Origin of the sequence: Bradyrhizobium sp. TM102 (assembly GCF_009176685.1) — a bacterium.
Classification (GTDB): domain Bacteria; phylum Pseudomonadota; class Alphaproteobacteria; order Rhizobiales; family Xanthobacteraceae; genus Bradyrhizobium; species Bradyrhizobium ottawaense.
Genome location: NZ_AP021855.1, coordinates 1,914,181 through 1,938,576 on the forward strand (window position 1 = coordinate 1,914,181; position 24,396 = coordinate 1,938,576).

Genomic DNA, 24,396 nt, shown 5'->3' on the forward strand with positions numbered 1-24,396 from the left:
GCCTCCAAGCCGAAGGTTCAGTCGAAGGTTATTTGCATGAACAAGGTCTATCCCGACGCGAAGTCGGCTCTCAACGGCATTTTGAAAGACAACATGATGATCATGTCGGGAGGCTTCGGCCTCTGCGGCATCGCCGAGGAGCTCTCGGATGCGATCCGCGAGTCCGGCGTCAAGGGCCTGACGGTGGTCTCCAACAATGCCGGCGTCGACGGCATCGGGCTCAGCCGCCTTTTGGAAACCCGGCAGATCAAGAAGATGATCTCGTCCTATGTCGGCGAGAACAAGCTGTTCGCCCAGCAATTCCTCGCCGGCGAGCTGGAACTCGAATTCAATCCGCAGGGCACGCTCGCCGAGCGCATCCGCGCCGGCGGCGCCGGCATCCCGGCCTTCTACACCAAGACCGGCGTCGGCACGCTGATCGCCGAAGGCAAGGAAGTGAAGGAATTCGACGGCGAGAAGTATCTGATGGAGCGCGGCCTGTTCGCCGACCTCGCCATCGTGCATGCCTGGAAGGGCGACACCGCCGGTAACCTCATCTACCGCAAGACCGCGCGCAATTTTAACCCGATGATGGCGACCGCCGCCAAGATCACCGTCGCCGAGGTCGAGCATCTGGTTCCGGCCGGTGAACTCAATCCCGACCACATCCACACGCCCGGCATCTTCGTGAAGCGCATCGTCGAGGTCGGCACGGCCAAGAAGCGCATCGAATTCCGCAACACCCGCCCGCGTACCGCCGCTTAAGCGTATCAGGAGACACACATGGCCTGGACCCGTGAACAGATGGCCGCGCGCGCCGCAAAGGAATTGCGTGACGGCTACTACGTCAATCTCGGCATCGGCATCCCGACGCTGGTTTCGAACTTCATCCCCGACGGGGTCGATGTCAGCCTGCAGAGCGAGAACGGCATGCTCGGCATGGGCCCGTTCCCCTATGAAGACGAGGTGGACGCGGACCTGATCAACGCCGGCAAGCAGACGGTGAGCGAGCTGCCCTCGACCTCGTATTTCTCGAGCGCGGATTCCTTCGGGATGATCCGCGGCGGCCACATGGACCTGTCGATCCTCGGCGCCATGCAGGTGGCCCAGAACGGCGATCTCGCCAACTGGATGATCCCCGGCAAGATGGTCAAGGGCATGGGCGGCGCGATGGACCTCGTCGCCGGCGTCAAGCGCGTCGTCGTGGTGATGGAGCATTCGGCCAAGGACGGCTCCAAGCTCCTGAAGAAGTGCAATCTGCCGCTGACCGGCGAGCGCGTGGTCGACATGGTCGTCACGGATCTGGCGGTTTTCACCATCGACAAGCACGGCGACGGCGGCATGGCCCTGATCGAGCTCGCCGACGGCGTCTCGCTCGACGAGGTCAAGGCGAAGACCGAAGCCGAGTTTCGCGTGGCGCTGAAGAACAGCTGAGTTAACGATCCGCGACCAATGGGAAAGGGCCGGGCTTTGTCCCGGCCATTTTCATTGAAGTACCGACGCGCACTGCTTCCACATCGCAATGACGGAGTATGAGGCGCGGCCGAGACTCTGCTATTTCGCGAGTCAGGCCCGCCCTACGACCTCACCGCCCACACCTTGCTCCAGCGCGCCGACACGCTCGCGACCCAGGAGGTCTCCTCGCGCACCAGGCGAAAGCCGAGATTGGCGGGCGGCACGCCCTGGGCGCAGCCGCCGGCGCGGGCGTCGCGGATGAAATCGGTGACATAGGCGCGGTGGGCGCCCTCGGCGACACGGACGCCGCAGTTCACGGTGGGGCGGCCGGCATTGCCGGCGGCGTCGACGCGCGAGCGCACGAAGCAGGTCGAGGTCCATTCCCAGACATTGCCGGCGAGGTCTTCGACGCCGTGTTCGTTCGGGCCGAACTTGCCGAACGGATAGGCCGTGGTGTCGGAAAGGTCGCGTTCGGATTCGCGCTCATAGCGGCTGATCCAGCGCTTCGAAGGATCGTCGGCATCGACAGCGACGCCATCGTCCTTGAATCTGGAGCCTGCTGCAAAGGCCCATTCTGCATCGCTCGGCAGGCGGTAATGGTGGCCTGTCTTGCGCGACAGCCAGCCTGCATAAGCCTCGGCATCGTGCCAGCTCACCTGCACCGCGGGACGATCGGCGGCGACCGCGACGTCGCGATCGAGCGCGCGGCAGGCGCCATCCTGCACACAGAGCTGATAGTCGGATGAGGAGACCTGATTTCGCATGATGTGGAGCGGCCGGTCGACGCGCATCGCGCGCAGCGGCGCTTCCGCCTGCTGCCCGCCGCGCGTGAAATCGCCGGCCTCGCGATAGGACAGGCTGCCCGCTGCGACCCTGACGATCGCAGGCTCCGACGCCGTGCCGTGGACGGTCATGTCCGAGACCAGCGGCGCCATCGCGATCGGCCCGGCGAGTCCGGCGGCGCAGGCGAGTGCCAGTTTGAGCTTGAATGCGATCAGCATGGTCATTCCTCGAAGAAAGAAGGGGCCGGTGATGACCGGCCCCTTGTCGCGTTTAGTTGGTGGCGGCCGGTATTTCGGCAGGGGCCTTCACCTGCATCATCAGATCGTCGTTCCACTTGCCTTCGACCTTGAAGTGCGCGGTGGCGCCAAGGTCGGCGGCCTCGATCAGATTGTGCGTGACGTAGGCGTAGATGCCGGGCTGCTGGAACTTGTACAGTGCAGCTCCCGCCGAGCCGCCGCGGATGAACCAGGTCTCGAGCCCGACTTCGGGTGCATTACCGAACTTGCCGGTCTCCCAGACGTAGTCGCCATGGCCGCCGATCAGATGCGGGCGGCTGTCGCGGTTGGCCTGCGAATGCACCATCAGAACGTTCTCGCCGACCTTGGCAGTCAGTGCGTTCTTGCCGGTGAGCGCGCCGACCTTGCCGTTGAAAACGACGTGGGTGGGGGTCAGCTTTTTCATCACCTCTTCGGTGTCGGTGAAGGCTTCACCCGGCGAGTCGTAGGACTTGAAGTTGCCCTTCTCGTCGCGCGGCACGTACATGTCCTGCTCGCCGATGTAGTAGACCTTGTCGTACTTCAGAGCGTGGCCCTTGCCATCGTTTAGTCCGTCGCGCGGCAGCACCATCACGGCGCCGTTCATGCCGGAGACGACGTGCCAGGGGATCATCGGGCCGCCCGGAGCGCAATGGTAGACGAACACGCCGGTCTTGGTTGCCTTCCAGCGCAGCACGACCTGCTCGCCGGGATTGACCAGAGTGAGCGCGCCGCCACCGAGCGCGCCGGTCGCGGAATGGAAGTCGATGTTGTGCGGCATGGTGTTGGTCGCGGGATTGACCAGCGTCGTTTCGACGTAGTCGCCCTCGTGCACGACCATCAGCGGGCCCGGCATCGAACCGTTGAAGGTCATCGCCTGGAAGGTGGTGCCCTTCTCGTCGATGACGACCTTCTTCTCCTCGATCGTGAGCCTGAACTCGATGATCTTGGGGCCTTGCTTGGTCGCCTGCTCGTGCGCGTGCACGAAGGGCGGAGCGACCAGCTCTACCTTTTGGCGCGGCAGCTTGAGATCATCGGCCGCGAAGGCGGGGGTCGCCAGCATCAGCGCGGTCGCGGCGGCGCTGATCAATGCGGCTCTGCGGGTGAACATCGGAAGCATCCTTCATCTGGAAAGGTTTTTGATGACGGATGCAGTGTGCGCCGATCGTGGCAAGAGTGTTTGCGCTGCGACAAGGTTTTGCCGGATTCGTCTCCGCAACAGTACTTAGGTGTCTCAACGGAGCAGGATCGGTGACACCACGTTAACCGCATCCGACGGATTGATGCGGATGTCGAGGCCGAGCGACCAGCGGCCGGACAGCGGTGCCGACATTCTGACTCGCCACTGATCGTTGCCGACGCGTTCGGCGTTCGCGGTGATCGGCGCGACGCCGTGCTCGGCGTTGCCGAGCGTGACAGCAACCGCGTCGGCGCTCAGCGGCAACTCATTCGCATCTTCAAGCTGGATTGCGATTTCGACTGGACCGGCGCGCCCGGGCGAGACCGTGACGTTGGCCATGGCCTTTTCAGCATGGAGATGCGTGAAGAAGCTCTCGTCAGCTTCGGTCGTCGACGGGGGTGGGACCGCCGCAGCCTGCTCCACGCGATGTGCAGGCTCTGCGGCCGCCGTTGTCTTCGCGCTTTCGGGAGCCTGTGCGCCGATGGCCTGCACGTCCAGCGTCACTTTCACTGCGCCGGCGTGCTCGAACGACAGCGTCACGGGCATCTGGTCGCCGGCATGGAGCGGCACATCGAGACCGATGAACATCAGGTGTCCGCCGCCGGGTGCAAGCGTCACGATTTGTCCGGGTGCGATGACAAGCCCCTTGTCGAGCGGGCGCATGGTCATGACACCGTCGTTGACGGTCATTTCATGGATCTCGGTTCGAAGCGCATGGGCGGCCGATGCGGCCTGCAGCCGCTCCGGCGCGCGGCCCCTGTTCTCGATCGTCAGATAGCCGCCGGCGACCCTGGCTCCGCCGGGCGTCGCCCGGCTCCAGGCCCTGGTGATGACGAGATCGCCGCTGGTCGTGTCGGCCGCAAAGGCCGGCGCCCCGACAATGCATGCCAGCACGACCGCGCCGGCGAATGCGCGCTTGGATGAGATCATGGTCGAGGCCTTCGCGAAGACGTGACTAAAATAGATGTGTGGCAAGCCAGACCGTTGCCCAGATCGCTAGCGACAGCACGGCGAAGACGGCGATGGCCGCGGCCAGAGCGCGCACGGTGCCGGCCGGGGCCGGTGCGACCGGGGCCGGCCGAAAGTCGTCGAAACGCGGGATATGGCCGCGGACGTCGAGCAAGGAAAGAATCAGCTCGAGTGCGAGAAGCCTCATGGGCAAACGCTCCGGATGGCGTGCGAATTGCCATGATCATGGCCCCGAACCCGCCGCTGCGCTTTGCGCGAGCGCAAAGTCTGCTGCACCCCCGGCCGACTTTGCGCGAGCGCAAGGTCGCCTCCGCGGATCCGGGTTATTGGAGTGCATTCCGTGATTTGCCGTGATGTCTGCGCACGGCGGAAATTTACGAATGGGTAAGACATGAGAGCTGATCTAGCGGCGAGCTACGGCGAAGAACGATTGCCACGCTACACGAGCTATCCGACCGCGCCGCATTTTTCGACGGCGGTCGGACCGGACGCCTACGCCAGTTGGCTGGCGGAGCTGCCGGCGGGCGCCAGCGCGTCACTCTATCTCCACGTGCCGTTCTGCCGCGAGATGTGCTGGTATTGCGGCTGCCATACCCAGATCGTCCGCCGCGACGAGCTCATCGCCGGCTATCAGCGGACGCTGCGCAACGAGATCGAGCAGGTCGCCGAAACCATTGGCCGCCGCATCAAGGTGGAGCACATCCATTTCGGCGGCGGCACGCCGACGATCATGCAGCCGGAAGCTTTCGCCGAGTTGATGGCGACGATGCGCCAGAAGTTCTTCGTGCTACCCTCGGCCGAGATCGCGGTCGAGATCGATCCCCGCACATTGACCGCCGACATGGTCGATGCCATGCGGCTCTCCGGCGTCAACCGTGCGAGCCTTGGCGTGCAGAGCTTCGATCCCGTGGTGCAGCGGGCGATCAACCGCGTGCAGAGCTTCGAGCAGACGGCTTCCGTGGTCGACATGCTCCGGCGCGCCGGCATCGAGGGACTCAATTTCGATCTGATCTACGGGCTGCCGCACCAGACCGTCGCGTCCTGTCTGGATACGGTCCGGCGCAGCCTCACGCTCGCGCCCGACCGCTTCTCCGTGTTCGGGTACGCTCACGTGCCCAGCTTCAAGAAGCACCAGCAGATGATCAACGAGGCCGTGTTGCCGGACGGACTCGCGCGCCACGACCAGGCTTGCGCGATCGCGAATGCATTGAAGGAGGCCGGTTACGTGCAGATCGGGCTCGATCATTTCGCGCGACCCGACGATTCCATGGCAGTGGCCTTCGAGGAACGGACGCTGCGGCGCAATTTTCAGGGCTACACCACTGACAAGAGCGAAGTCCTGCTCGGTTTCGGCGCGAGCGCGATTGGGCATTTGCCGCAGGGTTACGTCCAGAACGAGGTGCAGATCGGCGCCTATGCGCAAAGCATCGCCGCCGGCCGTCTCGCCACCGCCAAGGGCTATGGGCTCACCGACGACGACCGGCTGCGCGCCGACATCATCGAACGCATCATGTGCGAGTTCAGCGCCGATCTCGGCGACATCTGCGCGCGCCATGGCGCGGAGGCGGGGGCGATGCTGAATTCGGCGGCGCGTCTGAAGCCGCTGATCTCCGACGGCATCGTGAGGCTGGATGGCAACCGCCTCGCAGTCGCAAAGGATTCGCGCTTCCTGGTCCGCAGCGTCGCGGCCGCGTTCGACGCGCATCTCAATCCGGCGAAGCAGCTGCACAGCCGGGCTGTGTAAGGTCTCTCCTCCTGTCATTCCGGGGCGCGCCCTTTGGCGCGAACCCGGAATCCATTTCTCCACGTCACCTGCTGCGCGATGGATTCTGAGATGCGCAATTGCGCATCATAGTTCGCGCTTCGCGCGCCCCGGAATGACAAGCCAGCTTGCGCTTCGACAAGGAGCCTTCGATCCATTCTGCTATCGTCGTTGCGGAACGGAGTTGTCCATGTCTTTTGGATCCGACGATCTGGTCGATGACATCATGCGTACCGCGCCGCACACGATCCGCGTGTTTCTGGCCTTCAGGATGGCTTGTGTCGGTTGCCCGATCGCAACCTTCCACACGGTGGATGATGCCTGCCGCGAGCATGGCATCGACCGCGAGAAATTCCTCGCCGCGTTGTGCGATTGCGTGCCGGCGTGAAGCGGTCCGGAATTCACGCGGGCGCGCGCGGATTCCCGGGTGAGGGACGCTTTCGCCGTAAGCGGAAGCGCCCCTCACCCCTATCTCGATCCCTGTCTTAATCCCTATCTTGGGCGGAGACGTCCCGGCGGCTGTCACGCCGCGCCGCTGTCGGCGCTTCGCTCCGCCAACACGACGATCCTGTGCGGATCGCGCAGGATGATGCGCTGACGGCCGCTCTCGACGAGGCCTTGGCTCTCCCAGCCGCTCAGGATGCGGCTGACGGTGTGCAGCGTGGTGCCGGTCATCTGGGCGATGTCCTGGCGGCTGATCGGGAAGTCGATCTCGATGCCGTGGTCGAGCTTCTTGCCGGACTGCTTGGCGAGGCGCAGCAGCGCATGGGCGACGCGCTGCTCGACCTGCTGGGTCGACATTTCCAGGATGCGGGTGTGGCTTTCCTGGAGGCGCTTGCCGACGGTCTGGAGCGTGTTGGCCGCCAGCGAGGGAAATCGCTCAACCAGCCGCGGCCAGGCCGAGGTTGGCCAGATCAGCACCACGCTGTCATCGACCGCGATCGCGGTCGCCGGATACTGCACGGCTCCGATCGCCATGGCGAGCCCGAACGTTTCGCCGGGCGCGACGTAGCGTACCACGATCTGCTCGCCGGTCGGCGTGGTCTTGGCCGCGCGGACATGGCCGTGCAGCAGCAGGAAGAAGGACTGCGCATCCGCCCCCTGCTCGAAAATGGCACTGTTCTTGGGATAGCGCGCCGAACGGGCCTCACGCAGGATCTCATCCAGAGCTTCCGGCGTGACCCCGGCAAACAGCGGCAAATGCGCAACCAGCGATGTGTCGACCTTGGCCATTCTGCCTCCTTGGCATCAGGGAGTGTGATGGCACCTGCAATCGTTCGATAGTTTGCGATAGCGCAAAACGGGACGGCTGAGTGGCAGTATTTTTCCAGATAACGGACTGAAATTTATTGGAGTTGACCCCATGGCTGGCGCCCGATCCCGCAACTTTGAGGGCTGGCCGCTGTTTGCGAACAGTTTTCGGCCCTTCTTCCTGCTCGCCGCGATCCAGGCGGGGCTATCGATCCTGGCCTGGCTGCCGATGTTCTACGGCGAGTTGTCGGTGAGTTCCGCGTTCGCGCCGCGCGACTGGCACGTCCACGAGATGCTCTACGGCTTCCTGCCGGCGGTGATCACCGGGTTCCTGTTCACGGCCATCCCGAACTGGACCGGGCGGCTGCCGATCCAGGGCACCTCGCTGGGGGCGTTAGTGATGGTCTGGCTTGCCGGACGTATCGCGGTGACGTTGTCGGCCGATACCGGCTGGGCGTTTGCGCTTCTCGTCGATGCCGCCTTCCTGGCGCTGGTGGTCGCTGCCGCGGCGCGCGAGATCATCGCAGGCGGCAACTGGCGCAACCTGCCCGTGGTGGCGATGGTGTCCGTTCTGCTCGCCGGCAATGTCGCTTTTCATCTCGAGGCGCACTACCAGGGCGCGGCCGATGTCAGCATCCGCGTCGGCATCGGGGTGGTCATGCTGCTGATCTCGCTGATCGGAGGCCGCATCATTCCGAGCTTCACCCGCAACTGGCTGGTCAAGTTCAATCCCGGCCGTCTGCCGGTGCCGTTCGGACGCTTCGACGGCGCAGTGATCGGATGCAGCGCGCTCGCGCTCATCTTCTGGATCGTGGCGCCGTTGAATGCCGTCACCGGTGTCCTGATGGCGCTGGTCGGCGGGCTGCATCTGGTGCGGCTTGCGCGCTGGGCCGGCGATCGCACCTTTCGCGAGCGACTGCTGGTGATCCTGCATATTGGCTATGTCTTCGTGCCGCTCGGCTTCATCCTGCACGCCGTCGCGGTTTTCGGAGCGCTGCCGCCAAGCGCCGGCATCCACGCCTGGATGACGGGCGCGGCGGGAACCATGACGCTGGCGGTGATGACCCGCGCGAGCCTCGGCCACACCGGACAGGCGTTGACCGCTTCGCCGGCGACCCAGGGAATCTACGCTGCGATCATCATCGCGGCTCTGGCACGGGTCGCCGCCGTGGTGTTGCCCGCGCACAGCGATCTATTGTTGCACATCGCCGCCTGCGGCTGGCTGGTCGCGTTCCTCGGATTTGCCGTCGCGTTCGGCCCGCTGCTCGCCGGCAGCCGGCGGCGTGCCCTTGCCGTAATGGGCGTGCCTGCTCCGGCGCGCTGAAACTCAAGCTCCGGTCGCCGAAGGCGCATCGCGCGGTGTCGGAGGCCGAATGCCCTTGCGCCAGTCGGTGACGGTGCAGCCGAACCGGCCGCGGAACCAGCGCGCCATGGCGCTCTGCGCGGAGAAGCCGAGCTGGGTCGCGATGTCAGCCAGCGGCCGGTCGGGGTCCTCGATCAGCTGGATCACGAGATCGGCGCGTTGCGCATCCAGGATGGCCGAGAAGCTGGTGCCTGATGCGGCCAGATGCCGGTGGATGGTACGGCGGGTGCAGGCAAGATGCTCGGCGACGCGCTCGACGGTGCAGTCGCCGCCGGCGAGCAGGGTCCGCACGACCTCGTCGACCTTCCCTTCCCAACTTGCCGGCCGGGTCTCGATCGCCTCGATCCGCTTGCGCAGATAGCTCGCGATCAGGGGATGCGCGCTCGGGATCCGGCGCTCCATGTCGCGCGCCGAGAGCAGGATCGCATCGTGTTCGGCGTTGAAGGTCACGCGGCAGCCGTAGAACTCGCGATAGCGCTTGCGATCGCGCGGCGGCGGGTAATGCAGGTGGACCTCCTGCGGCCGCCAGTCATGGCCGTACAGCGATTGGATGATGCGGTGGATGCTGCCGAGCGCCATGTCGATCGCCTGGCGCGGCGCGCTCGGCTGCCGGCCGCGCAGGTGCAGCGTGACCGTCACGATCTGCCCGTCGCGCGCAACGTCCAGCCGCATGCCGTCATGATGGATGTGGATGAAGCGCGAGAATGCTTCGATCGCCTCGCCGACGGTCGCCTGCTCGCGCACGATCAGGCCGACCGCACCGAAATTGGTCAGGCCGCCGCGCTCGGCGAGACGCAAGCCGAAATCTTCGGCGCCGGAGGCCTCCGCCGACAATTCGAGCAGACGGCGCAGGCCGGCGACGGCGATGGGCGTATCGGGCTTGTCGAGGCAGGCCAGCGGCAGCCTGGCCTTGCGCATCATCTGTTTGGGATCGAGCCCGACCGACCGGGCGACCTCCGGGTAATAGCTCAAGCCTGCGCTGCGAACGAGGTCGGTCATGCGAACCGTTCCTGCCAGCCATTCCCGCAGATGTCCCGAAATGTAAAGTTTCTGTCTCGATCCGTCAAATCCAGGAACCGGCCGGAACATACATAGGGGGAAACCGAAGCACTGGCGTGAATGCCGTGCTCACGACGGCGCGGCAGGGCGATGCGGCCCGCTTTCCGTCTCGGACCATTTGACCAAGACATTGCTGGATCGGGATTATGCCGGGGAACATGCTTTCCAAGGGCGAGGTATTCGTCATCGACACCGACGCTGCCTCCCGCGAACAACTTTCGACCGCGCTCCAACAGAGCGCCTATGACGTGATCTGCTTCGCTGACGGTGCCTCACTTCTGTCGGAAGCGAAGGCGCGGATGCCGGCCTGCGTGCTGATGGAGCTGCCGCCCGATCGCTCCGGCCTCGACATGCTCAGGCGGCTGCGCGAGGAAAACTGCATGGCACCGGTGCTGGTGACCTCGGCGAATGGCAGCATCGCCATGGCGGTCGACGCCATCAAGAGCGGCGCGGCCGACTTCATCGAAAAGCCGTTCCGCACCCACGACATCGTCGGCCGGATCGATGCCGCCATCGACGAATTTGCGCAGCCCGGCACGAGCCGGCAGCGCTGGTTGCCCGGCTGCGAGCCCTTGACCGAGCGTGAGGGCGACGTGCTCGAGCACCTCGCTGCCGGCCTGACCAACAAGGAGATCGCCCGGCGCATGCATCTGAGCGCACGGACCGTCGAGGGCTATCGCGCCGGCATCCTGAAGAAGGCCGGAGCCAGGAACGTGACCGATCTGCTCCGCCGCATCTTCGGCCAGGGGGCGTCGACCCAGGTTTAGCGGGCTCGCCGCGGGACGACGTTCCGTTCCGCGGCCTTGGTGCCGCCGCTGCGGCGCCCCACGGAAACCCCAATCGAACCAGTTCCTTCCCTGCCGCGTCCAACCATGTTGGCGAGGCATTTGATCGCGCGCGTCCGGCTGGCGGCGCGGCGATACGGCAGGAGGGACTTCATGCGCATCACCGCAAGATATTTGGCAACGACGAGCCTGGTTCTGGTCACCATGGCGGCGTCGTCGCCATCATGGGCCGCCGATCTGGACGCCATTTCGGCGATCGATACGGTCACGGTTTACCCCGATGGTGCCACCGTCACGCGCGTCATCACGGTCGATTTGCCGTCCGGGGATTCGACGCTTGTTGCCAAGGACTTCCCGCTTGGTCTCGATGCCTCCTCCATCCGGGTCGAGGGTGAGGGCGGCGCAAAGCTCACCATCGGCACGATCGATGCGCGGTCGCCTCGCGCCGCGCCGGTCAATCTGCCCGAGCTGGAAAAGCGCATCGAGGCCTTGAACGATCAGCGCGCCGATTTGCAAGGCGCGATCGACTCGGCGAATGCGCGGCGCAAGTTTGCGGAGCACTTTGCGGAAACCTCCCCGGCGGGGATCGGCGACAAGGGCGAGGCGCGGCCGATCGCCGAATGGCGCGCGGCTTTTGCTGCGGTCGGCGAGGAAATTGCGAGCGCCGACACCGCCGTCCGCGACGCCACGCGCAAGACGCGCGAGATCGACCGGCAGATCGCCCAACTCGAGGTCGAGCGCAAGGCCAAGCCGCCGAGCAAGCTCGAGGTTCGCATGGACGTTGCCGCGGCCGCTGCGATGAAGGCGACGCTGCGCGTGACGTATGCCGTGCGCAATGCGCGCTGGATGCCGCTCTATGACGCCCGGCTCGACACCGGTGCCAAGGATCGCAAGCCGCAGCTCGAACTCATTCGTCGCGCCGAGATCACGCAATCGACAGGCGAGGATTGGTCCAACGTGACGCTCGGCGTCTCCACAACCCGCATCAGCCGCGGCGGCAGTGCGCCGGAGCTGCATTCACTGGTCGCGCAATATCCCCAGGTGCCGAAGCCGCTGGCAGCAGGCTCGGTCTCCGATCTGGCGCGGCCCGCGCCGGTCCTGCGCCAGATGCAATCGCCAGCGATGGCCAAGATCGCGGAGGCGGCCGAGCCGCGCGAACGTGCCGACGAGCAGCAGGCAATTGCCGAGATCGGGGATTTCCAGGCGACGTTCAAAATTCCCGGCCGCGTCAGCCTCGGCGCCGCCGAGGGCGCCAAGAGCCTGCGGATTGCAGCGATGACCGTGCCCGCCGACCTCGCGGTCCGCGCCGCACCGGTGCTGGACCCGACCGCCTTCCTCGAAGCCAGCTTCAAGCAGACCGACGACTCGGCTCTGCTGCCCGGCAAGGTCGCGATCTACCGCGACGGCGTCTTCGTCGGCCGCGGCAAGCTCTCCGCTTCCGCCAAGGACGACATCGTGCGGCTCGGCTTCGGCGCCGACGACAAGGTGAGAATCGAGCGCGCCGTGCTCAAGCGCAACGAGGGTTCGGCCGGCCTGCTTGTCACAACATCCAAGACCGACGAGCGTACGTTCAAGACCACCATCCGCAACGGTCATGATTTCCCGATCAAGGTCGCGATCGAGGATCAGTTGCCGGTCAGCGAGAGCGAGGACATCGTCGTCGAAATGCTGCCCGCGACCACGCCGCCGACCGCCAGCAACATCCGTGACCGCCGCGGCGTGCTGGAATGGTCGTTCGACGCCAAGCCGGGCGAAGTCAAGGATATCAACTTCGCCTGGCGCATCCGCTGGCCGAAGGACAAGAGCATGGTGATCGTGCCGGCGGGGTAGGCGGCTAGGCCCTCACCTCTCCCCGCTGGGAAGAGGTGAGGAGCGCCGCCCGCATCGACTGCGGCAGCACGTAAGGCACGCCGTCGTCGCCTTGATGGACGACGGCATCGATCTCGAAGATCTCGCGGATGATCTCGCGGGTGACGACATCCGCGCGCGGGCCATCTGCGGCGAGCTTGCCGCCAGCCAGCACGACCAGCCGGTCGGCGAAGCGGATCGCGAGATTGAGGTCGTGCAGGATCGCGATGACTGCGGTGCCGCCGGCCGCGCGGCGGCGCGCTGCTTCGACGAGGTCGATCTGGTGGCGCAGATCCAGGCTCGAGGTCGGCTCGTCCAGCAGCAGAAGTCCCGGGCCATGCTCGACTTCGCCGCAGGCGAGCTGCACCAGCACGCGGGCGAAATGGGCACGCTGCTGTTCGCCGCCTGATAGCGTTGGCAATTGCCGTTCGCGGAAATGGGCTAGCCCAACCTCATCGAGGGCCGCGTCGACGAGCGCGCCTGCTGCACGCGCGCTGCGCTCGCCCGCGCCCATCAGCACGATCTCCTCGACGGTGAAGGGGAAGGTGACGTTGATGTGCTGGGACAGCATGGCGCGGTGCGCGGCAAGCTCGCGGGGCGCATAGCCGCTGATATCCCGCTGCTTCAGGCGCACCTCGCCTGCGTTTGGGCGGAGATCGCCGGAGAGCAACCGCAGCAGCGTCGACTTGCCGGCGCCGTTCGGGCCGATGATCGCGACCATCTCGCCGGCCGCAACCGTCAGGCCGACGCCATCGAGCAGCGTCGCGCGGCCGGCGCGCTTGCTCAAGGCACGCGCCTCGATCACGGCGCTCATAGCGGGGCCAGCCCGCGCTGCCGCAACAGGATGAAGAGGAAGACCGGCGCGCCGACCGCTGCGGTCAGAATGCCGATCGGCATCTCCGCCGGCGCCACGATGGTGCGCGCCAGCGTGTCGGCGCCGACCATCAGGATCGCGCCTGATAGCACCGAGGCCGGCAACAACAGCCGATGCGCAGGTCCAATGACGAGACGGAGCAGATGCGGCACGACGATGCCGACGAAGCCGATGACACCGCTGATCGACACCGCGACGCCGGTCATGGCGGAGACCATGACGATCGAGATCCGCTTGAGACGCTCGACGTCAACGCCGCCGTGAAAGGCGTCGGCCTCGCCGAGCACCAGGAGATCGAGGCCGCGCGCGATGAAGGCGCAGGCGCCAAGCCCGATGACGAGGATGGGCGCCAGCACGGCGGCCTTGGTCCAGGTCACCCCGCTCATCGAGCCCAGCAGCCAGAACGTGACGTCGCGGAGCTGGCGGTCGTCGGCGATGAACACCAGAAGCCCGATGCCGGCATTGGCGATGGCGGTGATGGCGACGCCGGCGAGCAGGAAGACCGCGATCGAGGTGCGGCCCGAGCGGCTCGAGATGCCGTAGAGGATCGCGGTCGTGGCCAGCGATCCCGCGAATGCCGCGAGCGGCAGGAGCTCGGCCTGGAGGAAGCGCAGCGTCTCGCCGAAGCGCGAATCGGTGAACACGATCGCGCTTGCGGCTGCGAGCGCGCCGCCGCTGGAGACGCCGACCAGCGCGGGATCGGCGAGCGGGTTACGAAACAGCCCTTGCATGATCGCGCCGGCCGCGGCGAGCAGGCCGCCGACCATCGCCGCCGCCGCGATCCGGGGGACGCGGATCGACCACAGCACGAGCTGGTCGCGGGCCGTCATGGCCGTGCTTTCGCCTGATAGGCCGAGTGCGGCAGGCAGGCGGGAGAGGGGAATGCCGGCGGCGCCGAAGCTCAGCGCCACGATCGCGGCGACCGCGAGCACCGCGATCAGGAGAGGGATTGCGAACGATGCGGACCGCCGCCGCGAACTGGAGCGTCGTTCCGTGCCGCGCGCTTCCGTGCCGATCGCCACCCTCATTGCCGGCAATTCGCCGCCGACAGCGCCGAGGTGAATGCATCGCCCGGTTCGGCCAATGCCGGATAGAGTTTTACCGAGAGATCTCGCGCCGCCGCCGCCGTCCGTGGCCCGAAGCCGAGCAGATAGAGCCCGTCCATTGTGATGAGGCTCTTGTTGGCCGCGACCGACGTCAGGGCGAAGCCGGGATGGGCATAGATCGCGTCGGCAGGAAGCGAGTCCTTGCCGCGCTCGATCGACAGCACCACGTCGGGTCTTGCCGCCGCGATGGCCTCGTCACCGATGATCTTGTAGCCGTCGAAATCGTCGACGGCGTTGGCTGCGCCGGCGAGTTGAATGATCTCGTCGGCCGCGGTCTTGTGGCCGGCGACCATGGCGCGCCCGTTCTGGAGCGACATCACGAACATCACGCGCACCGGCTTGGTCACCTTGGCGCGCAGGGCGCGCAGCTGCGCAAGATCGGCGCCGACCGCGGCGCTGAGGCAGGCGGCGCGCGCATCGACACCCATGGCGTGGCCGACCAGTTTTATCTTCTCGATCAGACCGTCCTCGGAGAAGGTGTCGGGCACCAGCACCAACGGCACCTTCGCCGTTTCCAGGATCTCCATGGTCGCGTGCGGGCCCGAGCCCTGGATCGCCAGGATCAGGGTGGGGTTGAGGCCCAACACGCCTTCGGCGGAGATCTGGCGCATGTAGCCGACATTGGGTTTGTCCTGCAGTGCCGCCGCTGGATAAAGGCTGGTGGTGTCGACGCCGACCAGCCGGCTCTCGAGCCCGAGCGCATAGATGATCTCGGTGATGGCGCCGCCGATCGAGACGGTGCGCGCGAAGTCGGTCACGGCGACGTCGCGATGGCGCGCGTCATGCACGGTGATGCCGGCGGCGTGCGCGGCAGAGGCGAGCGCGATCGTGCTGGAGAGCAGGAGGCTTGCGAGGGTGCGACAAAATGTCATTACAGGTTACTTCGTCAGGATCAGCTTGTTCTGCGAGGTCAGGCGAAGCCGATAGCTGTCCTCGCCATGCGCGATGATGATCTCGCGCTCGGCCGCAAACAGCTCGCGACTGTCGATCCGGCTCCCACGCATGGTGAGGGTTCTCGTTGTCGCAGCAGGGCTTCCTGCCGACCCCGCCGCGCCGCCGCTGCTGTCTCCTGATGTTGCTGACATGTAGGCTGTGATGCGCTTTCGAAACTCTGGAGTGCTGCTTGCTTGTTTGTATAAGCGGCACGAAGCGCATTCCAACGGCTGCAATTTACAATCGATATAAACTGCAACCTGATGTCATTGACCGTCAGAGTGTTGCCACGTAACCAATTATGGCGGCGGGGTGACTTGCCCGCGTCTTGAGAAATCAGCCAGCCAGTCGTTCGCGTTGCGAACGCACGCCAGCCAAAAGACCTGAAATAATAGAGTGAAGTGCAGGCTGGGGCTAATATGGCTGACGGGGCTAGGTATTCGCGCGCCTTGATTTTGGGCGCGTCGGTGATTTCATTTGCGGCAATGACGACGGAGAGTGGTCTTGCACAGACCGCCGAGCCGCAGGCTGAACGCGCGTCGACGGAGCGGCCGAAGCAGGCCAAGCGCAAGCCGGCCAAGCCGCTGGTCGCGCAGCAGGCAGCGCCGGAGGTCCTCAACGCCCGAGCCCAGGCCGGCGGCACCGCGCCGGTTCAGACGCTCGACACCATCACGGTCGCTGCAACGAAAACCAAGGAGCGCGCGATCGATGCGCTCGCGCCGGTCAGCTCCATTTCGCTCGACCAGATCCAGGGAATCCAGCCCAACCGGCTGTCGGGCATCTTCTATGCTGTCCCCGGCGTGTCGTTCCAGGAACGCGGCGACGATCCCGCGACCGTCATCAACATCCGCGGCCTGCAGGAGTTCGGGCGCGTTGCGGTGGTCGTCGATGGTGCGCGGCAGAACTACCAGCGCACCGGTCATAACGCCAGCGGCTCCTTCTTCCTCGATCCTGAATTGGTCGGCGGCGTCGACGTCGTGCGCGGCCCGACCGCCAACATCTACGGCTCCGGCGCGATCGGCGGCCTGGTCTCGTTCCGCACCAAGGACATCGACGATGTGCTGCGTCCCGGCGAGCGCTGGGGCGTCGATCTCTCGGGCTCCTACGGCTCCAACAACAATCGCGGCCTCGGCTCGGTCTTCGGCGGTGTGCGCGCCACACCCGACGTCGATATCTTCGGCGGCGCGGTCTATCGCACGCAAGGCAATTACAAGGACGGCAACGGCACCGAGATCGGCAACACCGGCAACCAGGTCGAGAGTGGCCTGATGAAGCTCACGGTGCGTCCCGCCCTCGGCCACGAGGTCAAGTTCGGCGCCATCTTCCAGGACTATCAATACGATGTCGGCCAGTTCAACAGGGGCCCCGTCGCGACCGCCGCCCAGCGCGCGCTCTATCAGGGCTCGTCGGTCTACGCCTCCGATGCCAAGAACTACACCGGCACGATCACCTGGAATTACGCGCTGCCGAGCGACAATTTGTTCGACTGGCACATGTCAATCTATGGAAACCGCGTCGATAACGACCAGACCAAGACCTACCATTATTCGACCTCGGGTGCGGCTTTGTGCGGCACCGGCAATTTCGGCAACAACATCTCCGGCTGCGTCGGCGACAAGCGCGGCTATGTCCTCAATACCTACGGCATGGACGCCAACAACACCACGCGGTTCAACGTCGGTGACTGGCGCAACGCACTCACAGTGGGCTTCGATGCGTTTCAGGACGATGTGATCACGACCGACAGCCGCGGCAATTCCAACATCACCACGCCGAGCGGCATCCGCACCGTGTCGGGCGGTTTCCTGCAGTTGAAGCAGAACTACAGCACCTGGTTCGAGGCCGTGAGCGCGATCCGTTACGATCGCTACGATCTGGAGTCGGGCAAGACCAACGGCAGCGGCGACCGCTTCTCGCCGAAGATCACCCTTGGCGTCACGCCCGTTCCCGGCTTCCAGCCATATGTCAGCTACGCCGAAGGCTATCGCGCTCCCTCGATCACCGAGACCGTGATCTCAGGCGCGCATGCGACCGGTGGCGGGCCGGCCTTCTTCCCCTGTCCTGACGGGACCGTCGGCTTGTTCTGCTTCCTGCCCAATCCGAATCTTCGTCCCGAAGTCGGCAAGAACAAGGAAGTCGGCATCAACCTGAAGTACGACAACATCTTCAGCGCCAGTGACTCCTTCCGCGGCAAGATCAACCTGTTCCGCAACGACGTCAGCGATTACATCGACCTCGTCGCCTCGACGCCGGTCCCGACCGGGTTTGGCTCGTTCAGTCAGTTCTACCAGTACCAGAACATCGCGCAGGCCCGCATCCAGGGTTTCGAGGCGGAGACGATGTACGATGCCGGCAGCTGGTTCATCGGTGTCGCCGGCCACTACATCCAGGGCAAGAACGCCGTCACCAATGTCGGGCTCGCGACCATCACCCCGCGCAAGGTCGTCACCACCGGCGGCGTCCGCCTGCTCGACCGCACGCTGATCCTGACGGCGCAATGGGCCTCGTTCGGTGCCAACAACGACGTACCCGCCGGCTATCTGCCCGCGACCGGGTACGAGCTGGTCAATCTGTACATGACCTACAACGCAACGAAGGACATCGTGTTCTCGGCGTCGATCGACAATCTCTTGAACCAGTACTACCGGCCTTACGCCATTCCCGGCACGTCGACCGACGGCACCACGCAGAACGACGTGCTGTGGTCGAGCCCCGGACCGGGCCGGGTCTACAAGGCCGGCATGAAGATCCATTTTGGAGGTGCGTAGCCGCCAGCTTCGCAGCACCACATCTCCGCCGGGCCGCGCTGATGCTCCAGCGCGGCTCCGGCGCGTTTCGTTTTGATCAGAAGGAGAGACTTTGATGTTCATCGCCATGAATCGTTTCCAGGTGAAGAAGGGCGCGGAGACCGCGTTCGAAACCGTCTGGGCCACCCGTGAATCCTATCTCGGCAGCATGCCGGGCTTCGTCGAGTTTCACCTGCTGAAGGGCCCGGAGGCCGAGGACCACACGCTCTATTCGTCGCACACCACCTGGGTCGACAGGGCGGCGTTCGAGGCCTGGACGCGCTCGGACCAGTTTCGTCGTGCCCATGCCCGCGCCGACAACTCGACCGGCGAGAGCCTGTATCTCGGCCATCCCAAGTTCGAGGGCTTTGAGGTGATCCAGAGCGAGCGCAAGGCCGCGGCCGCCTAGATTGCAATGGCAGAGGAGCCGGACATGTTGAGCACCGATCTTGCCGATCTCAGGGTCCATATGGCCGACAATCCGGGTGCTGTGATCGAGGACGTTGCGCGCGAGCGCAAGGTCACCCCGCGCAGCGTGATCGAGGCGCTGCCATCCTCCATGGTGCGGATCGGTGGCGGCGAGCACTTTGCCGCCGCCATGCTGGACATCGCGGAGTGGGGCGAGGTCACGCTGATCGTGCACACCGATGACGCGATCTTCGAGTTCACGGGCGCTGTTCCTGCGGGCGAGATCGGCCGCGGCTACTTCAACCTGATGCAGCCGAAGGGTCTGCACGGCCATCTTCGCCACGAGCGCTGCGCTGGCGTCGCCTTCGTCGAGCGCCCGTTCATGGGCAAATCGTCGGCCTTCGTCGCGTTCGTGAACGCCGACGGCGGCATCATGTTCAAAGTGTTCGTCGGCCGCGACGAGACAAGGGCGCTGCGGACGGATCAGCTGGCGCGGTTCCGGCAGCTCGCGGCCCGGATCGCGGCGCAGCCGGCTGCGTAGCCTTCTTTTGTTGTCGGGAGATCAGGATGCAAGGCAAGTCCAGGCTTCGGCAAATGGTCGTTGCAATCGCGCTGGCGCCGACACCGGCCTTCGCGATCGACGAAGCCCTGTTACCGCGCAATCTGTCGCCCTGGGGCATGTTCGTCAGCGCCGACATTATCGTGAAGACGGTGATGATCGGGCTCGCTGTCGCCTCGCTGGTGACATGGACGGTGTGGCTCGCCAAGACCATCGAGCTGCGCCGCAAGGGCGTGCTCGCCTTGCGGCGGACGCGAGCGCTCGAAGGCAACATGACGCTGGCCGAGGTATCGTCACGGGCCGGTGACGCGCGCGACGCCGTCGCCCAGCTGATCCAGTCCTGCGCCAGGGAAGCCGAGCTCTCCGGCGGCATCCTCGACGACGGCCTCCAGGAGCGGGTGGCGCTGCGGCTCGAGCGGGTGGAGGCGGCGATGTCCAGGCAGATCGCGCGCGGCACCGGCGTGCTCGCGACCATCGGCGCCACTGCGCCCTTCGTCGGCCTGTTCGGGACCGTCTGGGGCATCATGAACGCCTTCATCGGCATCTCCGAGAGCCACACCACCAGCCTCGCGGTGGTCGCGCCGGGCATCGCGGAGGCGCTGCTCGCCACCGCGCTCGGCCTCGTCGCGGCGATCCCGGCGGTGGTGATCTACAATCATCTGGTCCGCAGTATCGCCAATTACCGCGCGTTGCTCGGCGATGCCTCGGCGCAGCTGATGCTGCTGGTCAGCCGTCAGCGCGACCACAGGGAGTTCCGCCTGGCGCGGGCGGCGGAGTAGGCCCATGGGTGCGAAGCTCGGCGCGCGCGGGGGATCGCCGCTCAAGCGCGGTGACCCGGATGATCTCCACGTCGTCAACGAGATTAACGTCACGCCGTTCATCGACGTGATGCTGGTGCTGCTGATCATTTTCATGGTGGCAGCCCCACTCGCCACCGTCGATATCGGTGTCGAGCTGCCCGCGACCGCAGCCGAGCCGGCGCCGCGGCCGGACAAGCCGACCTTCGTGACGGTGAAGCCGGATTCCACAATTGCCGTTGGCGAGGACACGATGGCCCGCGACGGTCTCGCCGCCGCCCTCGATGCCGTCATCAAAGGCCGCAAGGACGAGCGCATCTATCTGCGCGCCGACAAGGCCGTCTCCTACGGCGACCTGATGGAGGTGATGAACACCCTGCGTAACGCCGGCTACCTCAAGGTTGCCCTCGTCGGCCTCGATGGACGCAACTGATGGCCGCGAACGCCTTTGCCCTGCACGAGCCGCTTCGAGAGCGCGAGACCGCGCGCTGGGGCGCATCGGCGGCGGTGGTCGTGGCGTTGCACATCGCCGCCGCACTGCTGGCGATGAATTGGATCAGGTCGCAGCCCGAGCAAGGTGTCAACATGCCGGCGATCCTCATCGACATGACGCCGGAGACATCGGCGCCGCAGTCGACACCGCTCGATATCGCGCCGGGCCCCGTGATGGAGCAGGCGGATGCGTCGCCGCCGGAGCCGAAGCAGCAGCAGGCCGTCGAAGAGACGATCGCGCCGACGCCGCCGCAGGAAAAGCCGGACGTGGTTGCGCCGCCGGAGCAGAAGCTGGATCCGGCTCCGCCGAAGCCCGAGCCGGTGCAAGTCGCGCCCGTGGAGAAGCCGGCACCGGCAAAGCCTCGGGTGGTACGTCCCGATGCTCGGAAGCCGTCGGATGCGCCGCCCGCGCCGCGCACCAGCGCGCCGCCACGTGCCGAGCGCCAGGCTCCGCTGGCATCCGCCGTGAGTGCCGGCTCAGTTGCTTCGGCGATGGCAACCTATTATCAGCGCGTGCGCGCGCACCTCATGCGCTTCCACCAGTATCCGACGAGTGCGAATGGTCAGAGGGGCGTGGTCAAGCTGAGCTTCACGCTCGGCCGTGGCGGGCAGGTGCTGTCCAGCCGCCTCGCGGGCTCTTCGGGTGTGGCGGTGCTCGATGCCCAGGCCATGGCCATGGTGCGTCAGGCCCAGCCATTCCCGCCGGTGCCGTCCGAAATCACTTATGCGACGATTCCCATCAACGTGGGCGTCGCGTTTGGTAATTGATTTGCGACGAACTCCTCCCCCGCGCGAAGCGGGAGAGGAGCATAGCGTCAGCCTATTTCGCCTTCAGGAAATCCGCGACCTCGAGCAGCATGAACTCGTCGTCATCGGCCTTGTTGGGATCGCGGCTGGAGGAGAACGGCAGATTGTTGTCGTTGCCGACGATGATGTGGGTGTCGTCGACGCGATCGACGTTCTCGATGGTGAAGAACGGGAAGGTGTAGACGCCGTCGTTGAGCGGCTTCCTCGCCTTCTTGTCGGGATCCTTGATCTTCAAGAGGTCGATATAGCCGATCTTGCGCACGGGCTTGCCGACATTGGCCTCCGTGAGCTCGATCTTGTAGATGCGCTTGAACTTGGCGAGATCCGGGAAGCAGTTCTCGCCGCGCTGGCCTTGCGGGCAGGCCTTGTCCGCCGTGCCTTCGCCGTTGTCGCGCTCGATGATGAGGCCGGAGGCCTGATCGATCATGTTGAAATCGCCGATGGCGTTGCCGTTTTGCTCGAACACATACTGCCAGTAACGGCCGGTGAACTTCTCCGCAGCGACGTCGAATTCGAGGATGCGGGAGGCTTCCTTGCCGTCGACCTTCTCCCAGTCCTTCTTCTCGGCGTCCCACAGCGGTCCCTCGAGCAGGCCGTAGAGGAACTTGCCGTCCTTGGAGGACGCAAAGCCCTCATAGCCCTTGGAGCGGCGGAGGTTGACGTTGGTGTAGGTCGCGCCCGGCGCGCCCGGCGTCGCCACGGCCCAACTGTCCGGCGACCGCACCGGCTTGCCGTCAGCAACCGTATCGAACACGGCCAGGATCTTGCCTGATTTGTCGGCCTTCAGGATGTAGGGGCCGAACTCGTCGCCGATCCAGAAGACGTCGCCGATGATCTGGAAACCTTCGGTGTCGAAGTCGGAGCCGGTGAGGTAGCGCTTCGCCGTGTCCTCGTGGACGATGCGGAACGGCACCTTCTTGTCGGGATCGTGCAGGAAGATCGTCTCCTGACGCTCGATCTTGCCGCTGGCCCAATCCATCTTGTAGCGGTTGAGATACAGCATCGAATCCGGCGAGTTGGCGCGCGCGCCCATGCCGTTGTCGGTGATGACCCAGAAACTGCCGTCGGGCGTGGTCTTGATGCCGGAATGGCCCTGCAGCGGCTGGCCCTTGAACGGCAGCGACACGCCGGTCGCCCGCTCATAGGACTTGCCCATCACGGTGCCGAGCGCGTCGACGCGCTTGCCGGTGGTGTATTTGCCTGATGTCTTGAGATCTGCGGGGGCGTCGGCCGGAGCGTCGATGAACGACTCTGCCGGCATCACCACGTGGCCGGCGAGCTTGGCCGGGAATTCGCCCTCGCTCTGTGCCAGCGCGGTGCTCGCTGTGAGAATGATCGTTGCGACGGTGCTGAGAAAAGTCGCGCGCATGTGCGTCTCCTGTTGGCGGACGCACGCGTTATGCGGTCGGGGTGTTGCAGTTTTGTGAAACCGGGCGAAAGGCCGCAGCCACCGGCTACTTTCTCGGCGGAGTCGTCGAAGGCACCGGTATCTCGAAGCTGACGGTCTTGCTGTCGATCACGCGATGCGTGGGATCGGCCAACTCCAGCAGGACCTTGTGCGGGCCCGGGGGCAGTCCGACCACGATCACGGTCTCGCCGCTGGCATCTACAAAATGCCAGGGCGCATCGTCGACCGTGATATGGAGATGGCCGATACGCGGCGACACGTCGAGCGCGCCCTTGCCGAACACCGGTACGACACGGAGATTCTCCGTGGCGTACTGGATGAAGACGAGCCCGTGCGCCAGTTGTTCGGCCAGCGGCGGATCCACGATCAGGCGGGCAGGCGCCTGGTTTTCGATCGCAACCAGCGCAGAGGGCCCGCGCACGTCGCGCGCGCTCTGGGCGATGGCCGCCGATGCAAATAGTGTTGAGGCAGCCAGAACGGCCATGACGTCGAGGGCCGCGCTCATGATCGTTCCTTCGGGAGCCATCAGGCAATCTTGCGGGCGAGGAAGTCGCGGATCAACGGGGTGACCTCGTCAAACCTGTCCTCGAGCAGGAAATGGCCTGAGTCGACCAGGTGAAACTCCACCTGCGGCAGATCGCGCTTGTAAGGATGGGCGCCGTCGGCGGGGAAGATGAAATCATTCTTGCCCCAGACGATCAGCGTCGGCGGCTGGTGCTTGCGGAAATAGGCCTGCACCGCCGGATACAGCGGCAGATTGGTCCGGTAGTCGTAGAGCATGTCGAGCTGGATGTCGCCGTTGCCGGGACGGTCGAGCAGCGCCTGATCGTGAACCCAGTTGTCGGGTGAAATCCGGCTGACGTCGGACATGCCGTCGGTATACTGAAATTTCGTTATCTCCAGTGTGACGAGCTTCTTCAACGCCTGCCGGCTGTCATCGGAACCGTCGGCCCAGTATTTCTTGATCGGATCCCAGAACGCTTTCAACCCCTCGTCATAGGCATTGCCGTTCTGGACGATCAGGCCGCTGATGCGCTCGGGATGCTTGAGCGCCAACCGCCAGCCAACTGGAGCACCGTAATCCATGACATACATCGCGTAGCGCTTGACACTGATCTGATCGAGCAGGCCGTCGACGAGCTCGCTGGCGCGGTCGAACGTGTATTTGAAGGATTCGCGCGGCGGCATGTCGCTCTGGCCGTAACCGGGATAGTCCGGCGCGATCACGTGATACTTGTCGGCCAGTGCCGGGATCAAATTGCGGAACATGTGCGAGGAGGTTGGAAAGCCGTGCAACAGCAGCACCACCGGCGCATCCTTCGGCCCGGCTTCGCGGTAGAAGATCTTGATGCCGTCCACTGTCGCGGTTCGATGGTAGGTGACGGGATAGGCGCTGGCGGCAGCGTTCTCGTCACGCTCCGGCTTGGCGGATGCTGCCGTGGAAGCGGCTGCGACGGCCGCTCCGGACAACCCCAAAACGAGACGGCGACGATCGAGCAGCGCTGGCTTGTGAGTGGTCTCTGCGGTTTTCATGTCAC

26 protein-coding genes are annotated in these 24,396 nt (G+C 65.2%); 13 read left to right on the forward strand and 13 right to left on the reverse strand.

The genetic code is table 11. The features are described from left to right. The first annotated feature begins 36 nt into the window (after window positions 1-36). Window positions 37-744, forward strand: a complete 708-nt coding sequence (locus tag GDN70_RS08970) for a CoA transferase subunit A (protein WP_028140272.1) — start codon at window positions 37-39, stop codon at window positions 742-744. Between the two features lie 18 nt (window positions 745-762). Next, window positions 763-1,413 (forward strand): 3-oxoacid CoA-transferase subunit B, encoded by a 651-nt coding sequence (locus tag GDN70_RS08975; protein ID WP_028140271.1) that lies wholly within the window; start codon window positions 763-765, stop codon window positions 1,411-1,413. A 143-nt stretch (window positions 1,414-1,556) separates the two neighbouring features. Here GDN70_RS08975 and GDN70_RS08980 read toward each other — a convergent pair whose 3' ends face one another. From GDN70_RS08980 to GDN70_RS08995, 4 genes are all read right to left on the reverse strand, one after another. Next, a complete protein-coding gene (locus GDN70_RS08980; RefSeq protein ID WP_028140270.1) occupies window positions 1,557-2,435 on the reverse strand; it encodes an SUMF1/EgtB/PvdO family nonheme iron enzyme in 879 nt (292 codons plus the stop codon). A 52-nt stretch (window positions 2,436-2,487) separates the two neighbouring features. After that, window positions 2,488-3,582 carry a copper-containing nitrite reductase gene (gene nirK / locus GDN70_RS08985; RefSeq protein ID WP_028140269.1) on the reverse strand — a complete coding sequence of 365 codons (1,095 nt, stop codon included), beginning with the start codon at window positions 3,580-3,582 and terminating at the stop codon, window positions 2,488-2,490. A 123-nt stretch (window positions 3,583-3,705) separates the two neighbouring features. Next, on the reverse strand, window positions 3,706-4,581 hold the full coding sequence (locus tag GDN70_RS35780) for a copper chaperone PCu(A)C (RefSeq protein ID WP_063615301.1): 876 nt from the start codon (window positions 4,579-4,581) through the stop codon (window positions 3,706-3,708). Between the two features lie 25 nt (window positions 4,582-4,606). Then, window positions 4,607-4,807, reverse strand: a complete 201-nt coding sequence (locus tag GDN70_RS08995) for a hypothetical protein (RefSeq protein WP_028140268.1) — start codon at window positions 4,805-4,807, stop codon at window positions 4,607-4,609. Between the two features lie 204 nt (window positions 4,808-5,011). Here GDN70_RS08995 and hemN point away from each other — a divergent pair, with 204 nt between their 5' ends. Together hemN and GDN70_RS09005 are read left to right on the forward strand one after the other, a co-directional pair. Beyond that, the gene (gene hemN, locus GDN70_RS09000) at window positions 5,012-6,364 is read left to right on the forward strand and encodes an oxygen-independent coproporphyrinogen III oxidase (protein ID WP_028140267.1); all 1,353 of its coding nucleotides are present in this window, start codon (window positions 5,012-5,014) and stop codon (window positions 6,362-6,364) included. 208 nt (window positions 6,365-6,572) lie between these two features. Continuing rightward, window positions 6,573-6,770 carry a DUF1858 domain-containing protein gene (locus GDN70_RS09005; RefSeq protein ID WP_028140266.1) on the forward strand — a complete coding sequence of 66 codons (198 nt, stop codon included), beginning with the start codon at window positions 6,573-6,575 and terminating at the stop codon, window positions 6,768-6,770. 134 nt (window positions 6,771-6,904) lie between these two features. On the opposite strand, the gene GDN70_RS09010 is transcribed toward GDN70_RS09005, so the two are convergent. Continuing rightward, window positions 6,905-7,615: a Crp/Fnr family transcriptional regulator gene (locus GDN70_RS09010; protein WP_038970872.1), complete on the reverse strand. Its 711-nt coding sequence runs from the start codon at window positions 7,613-7,615 to the stop codon at window positions 6,905-6,907. Between the two features lie 130 nt (window positions 7,616-7,745). On the opposite strand from GDN70_RS09010, the gene GDN70_RS09015 reads away from it, so the two are divergent. Then, a complete protein-coding gene (locus GDN70_RS09015) occupies window positions 7,746-8,957 on the forward strand; it encodes an NnrS family protein (protein WP_028140264.1) in 1,212 nt (403 codons plus the stop codon). A gap of 3 nt (window positions 8,958-8,960) precedes the next feature. On the opposite strand, the gene GDN70_RS09020 is transcribed toward GDN70_RS09015, so the two are convergent. Further along, on the reverse strand, window positions 8,961-9,995 hold the full coding sequence (locus tag GDN70_RS09020; RefSeq protein ID WP_152102409.1) for an AraC family transcriptional regulator: 1,035 nt from the start codon (window positions 9,993-9,995) through the stop codon (window positions 8,961-8,963). Between the two features lie 206 nt (window positions 9,996-10,201). On the opposite strand from GDN70_RS09020, the gene GDN70_RS09025 reads away from it, so the two are divergent. Both GDN70_RS09025 and GDN70_RS09030 read left to right on the forward strand, forming a co-directional pair. After that, on the forward strand, window positions 10,202-10,822 hold the full coding sequence (locus GDN70_RS09025) for a response regulator transcription factor (protein WP_028140262.1): 621 nt from the start codon (window positions 10,202-10,204) through the stop codon (window positions 10,820-10,822). A 171-nt stretch (window positions 10,823-10,993) separates the two neighbouring features. Beyond that, complete coding sequence (locus GDN70_RS09030; protein ID WP_038970880.1) at window positions 10,994-12,670, forward strand: mucoidy inhibitor MuiA family protein; 1,677 nt, start codon at window positions 10,994-10,996, stop codon at window positions 12,668-12,670. Between the two features lie 4 nt (window positions 12,671-12,674). Here the strand turns inward: GDN70_RS09030 and GDN70_RS09035 are convergent, their stop codons facing one another. From GDN70_RS09035 to GDN70_RS35465, 4 genes are read right to left on the reverse strand one after another with little or no spacing between them, the layout of a single operon-like run. Continuing rightward, on the reverse strand, window positions 12,675-13,502 hold the full coding sequence (locus GDN70_RS09035) for a heme ABC transporter ATP-binding protein (RefSeq protein WP_050995583.1): 828 nt from the start codon (window positions 13,500-13,502) through the stop codon (window positions 12,675-12,677). Then, window positions 13,499-14,590 carry an iron ABC transporter permease gene (locus GDN70_RS09040; RefSeq protein WP_152102410.1) on the reverse strand — a complete coding sequence of 364 codons (1,092 nt, stop codon included), beginning with the start codon at window positions 14,588-14,590 and terminating at the stop codon, window positions 13,499-13,501. The genes GDN70_RS09035 and GDN70_RS09040 overlap by 4 nt, the downstream gene beginning before the upstream one ends. Then, window positions 14,587-15,540, reverse strand: coding sequence for a hemin ABC transporter substrate-binding protein (locus GDN70_RS09045; RefSeq protein ID WP_152102411.1), 954 nt, complete (start codon window positions 15,538-15,540; stop codon window positions 14,587-14,589). Before GDN70_RS09045 ends, GDN70_RS09040 begins: the two co-directional genes overlap by 4 nt. Before the next feature lie 6 nt (window positions 15,541-15,546). Beyond that, window positions 15,547-15,753: a hemin uptake protein HemP gene (locus GDN70_RS35465; RefSeq protein ID WP_028140258.1), complete on the reverse strand. Its 207-nt coding sequence runs from the start codon at window positions 15,751-15,753 to the stop codon at window positions 15,547-15,549. A gap of 267 nt (window positions 15,754-16,020) precedes the next feature. Here GDN70_RS35465 and GDN70_RS09055 point away from each other — a divergent pair, with 267 nt between their 5' ends. From GDN70_RS09055 to GDN70_RS09080, 6 genes are all read left to right on the forward strand, one after another. Then, complete coding sequence (locus GDN70_RS09055) at window positions 16,021-18,369, forward strand: TonB-dependent hemoglobin/transferrin/lactoferrin family receptor (protein WP_081494281.1); 2,349 nt, start codon at window positions 16,021-16,023, stop codon at window positions 18,367-18,369. A gap of 94 nt (window positions 18,370-18,463) precedes the next feature. Continuing rightward, window positions 18,464-18,796 (forward strand): antibiotic biosynthesis monooxygenase, encoded by a 333-nt coding sequence (locus GDN70_RS09060; RefSeq protein ID WP_028140256.1) that lies wholly within the window; start codon window positions 18,464-18,466, stop codon window positions 18,794-18,796. A 24-nt stretch (window positions 18,797-18,820) separates the two neighbouring features. Continuing rightward, the gene (gene hutX, locus GDN70_RS09065; RefSeq protein ID WP_152102412.1) at window positions 18,821-19,336 is read left to right on the forward strand and encodes a heme utilization cystosolic carrier protein HutX; all 516 of its coding nucleotides are present in this window, start codon (window positions 18,821-18,823) and stop codon (window positions 19,334-19,336) included. Window positions 19,337-19,362: 26 nt separating this feature from the next. Further along, window positions 19,363-20,133 (forward strand): tonB-system energizer ExbB, encoded by a 771-nt coding sequence (exbB, locus tag GDN70_RS09070; RefSeq protein ID WP_152102413.1) that lies wholly within the window; start codon window positions 19,363-19,365, stop codon window positions 20,131-20,133. A gap of 4 nt (window positions 20,134-20,137) precedes the next feature. Then, the gene (gene exbD, locus GDN70_RS09075; RefSeq protein WP_095426643.1) at window positions 20,138-20,584 is read left to right on the forward strand and encodes a TonB system transport protein ExbD; all 447 of its coding nucleotides are present in this window, start codon (window positions 20,138-20,140) and stop codon (window positions 20,582-20,584) included. Beyond that, the gene (locus GDN70_RS09080) at window positions 20,584-21,411 is read left to right on the forward strand and encodes an energy transducer TonB (protein WP_152102414.1); all 828 of its coding nucleotides are present in this window, start codon (window positions 20,584-20,586) and stop codon (window positions 21,409-21,411) included. Before exbD ends, GDN70_RS09080 begins: the two co-directional genes overlap by 1 nt. 52 nt (window positions 21,412-21,463) lie before the next feature. Here the strand turns inward: GDN70_RS09080 and GDN70_RS09085 are convergent, their stop codons facing one another. From GDN70_RS09085 to GDN70_RS09095, 3 genes are all read right to left on the reverse strand, one after another. Further along, window positions 21,464-22,819: an esterase-like activity of phytase family protein gene (locus tag GDN70_RS09085; RefSeq protein WP_097668357.1), complete on the reverse strand. Its 1,356-nt coding sequence runs from the start codon at window positions 22,817-22,819 to the stop codon at window positions 21,464-21,466. Window positions 22,820-22,904: 85 nt separating this feature from the next. Beyond that, window positions 22,905-23,363, reverse strand: coding sequence for a DUF6130 family protein (locus tag GDN70_RS09090; protein WP_097668380.1), 459 nt, complete (start codon window positions 23,361-23,363; stop codon window positions 22,905-22,907). Between the two features lie 20 nt (window positions 23,364-23,383). Next, window positions 23,384-24,391 carry an alpha/beta fold hydrolase gene (locus GDN70_RS09095; RefSeq protein WP_097668358.1) on the reverse strand — a complete coding sequence of 336 codons (1,008 nt, stop codon included), beginning with the start codon at window positions 24,389-24,391 and terminating at the stop codon, window positions 23,384-23,386. Between the last annotated feature and the right edge of the window lie 5 nt (window positions 24,392-24,396).

Coding starts and splice junctions, on each gene's coding strand:
- GDN70_RS08970 (WP_028140272.1), top strand. CDS start 37: ATGAACAAGGTCTATCCCGACGCGAAGTCGGCTCTCAACGGCATTTTG.
- GDN70_RS08975 (WP_028140271.1), top strand. CDS start 763: ATGGCCTGGACCCGTGAACAGATGGCCGCGCGCGCCGCAAAGGAATTG.
- GDN70_RS08980 (WP_028140270.1), bottom strand. CDS start 2,435: ATGCTGATCGCATTCAAGCTCAAACTGGCACTCGCCTGCGCCGCCGGA.
- nirK (WP_028140269.1), bottom strand. CDS start 3,582: ATGTTCACCCGCAGAGCCGCATTGATCAGCGCCGCCGCGACCGCGCTG.
- GDN70_RS35780 (WP_063615301.1), bottom strand. CDS start 4,581: ATGATCTCATCCAAGCGCGCATTCGCCGGCGCGGTCGTGCTGGCATGC.
- GDN70_RS08995 (WP_028140268.1), bottom strand. CDS start 4,807: ATGAGGCTTCTCGCACTCGAGCTGATTCTTTCCTTGCTCGACGTCCGC.
- hemN (WP_028140267.1), top strand. CDS start 5,012: ATGAGAGCTGATCTAGCGGCGAGCTACGGCGAAGAACGATTGCCACGC.
- GDN70_RS09005 (WP_028140266.1), top strand. CDS start 6,573: ATGTCTTTTGGATCCGACGATCTGGTCGATGACATCATGCGTACCGCG.
- GDN70_RS09010 (WP_038970872.1), bottom strand. CDS start 7,615: ATGGCCAAGGTCGACACATCGCTGGTTGCGCATTTGCCGCTGTTTGCC.
- GDN70_RS09015 (WP_028140264.1), top strand. CDS start 7,746: ATGGCTGGCGCCCGATCCCGCAACTTTGAGGGCTGGCCGCTGTTTGCG.
- GDN70_RS09020 (WP_152102409.1), bottom strand. CDS start 9,995: ATGACCGACCTCGTTCGCAGCGCAGGCTTGAGCTATTACCCGGAGGTC.
- GDN70_RS09025 (WP_028140262.1), top strand. CDS start 10,202: ATGCCGGGGAACATGCTTTCCAAGGGCGAGGTATTCGTCATCGACACC.
- GDN70_RS09030 (WP_038970880.1), top strand. CDS start 10,994: ATGCGCATCACCGCAAGATATTTGGCAACGACGAGCCTGGTTCTGGTC.
- GDN70_RS09035 (WP_050995583.1), bottom strand. CDS start 13,502: ATGAGCGCCGTGATCGAGGCGCGTGCCTTGAGCAAGCGCGCCGGCCGC.
- GDN70_RS09040 (WP_152102410.1), bottom strand. CDS start 14,590: ATGAGGGTGGCGATCGGCACGGAAGCGCGCGGCACGGAACGACGCTCC.
- GDN70_RS09045 (WP_152102411.1), bottom strand. CDS start 15,540: ATGACATTTTGTCGCACCCTCGCAAGCCTCCTGCTCTCCAGCACGATC.
- GDN70_RS35465 (WP_028140258.1), bottom strand. CDS start 15,753: ATGTCAGCAACATCAGGAGACAGCAGCGGCGGCGCGGCGGGGTCGGCA.
- GDN70_RS09055 (WP_081494281.1), top strand. CDS start 16,021: ATGGCTGACGGGGCTAGGTATTCGCGCGCCTTGATTTTGGGCGCGTCG.
- GDN70_RS09060 (WP_028140256.1), top strand. CDS start 18,464: ATGTTCATCGCCATGAATCGTTTCCAGGTGAAGAAGGGCGCGGAGACC.
- hutX (WP_152102412.1), top strand. CDS start 18,821: ATGTTGAGCACCGATCTTGCCGATCTCAGGGTCCATATGGCCGACAAT.
- exbB (WP_152102413.1), top strand. CDS start 19,363: ATGCAAGGCAAGTCCAGGCTTCGGCAAATGGTCGTTGCAATCGCGCTG.
- exbD (WP_095426643.1), top strand. CDS start 20,138: ATGGGTGCGAAGCTCGGCGCGCGCGGGGGATCGCCGCTCAAGCGCGGT.
- GDN70_RS09080 (WP_152102414.1), top strand. CDS start 20,584: ATGGCCGCGAACGCCTTTGCCCTGCACGAGCCGCTTCGAGAGCGCGAG.
- GDN70_RS09085 (WP_097668357.1), bottom strand. CDS start 22,819: ATGCGCGCGACTTTTCTCAGCACCGTCGCAACGATCATTCTCACAGCG.
- GDN70_RS09090 (WP_097668380.1), bottom strand. CDS start 23,363: ATGAGCGCGGCCCTCGACGTCATGGCCGTTCTGGCTGCCTCAACACTA.
- GDN70_RS09095 (WP_097668358.1), bottom strand. CDS start 24,391: ATGAAAACCGCAGAGACCACTCACAAGCCAGCGCTGCTCGATCGTCGC.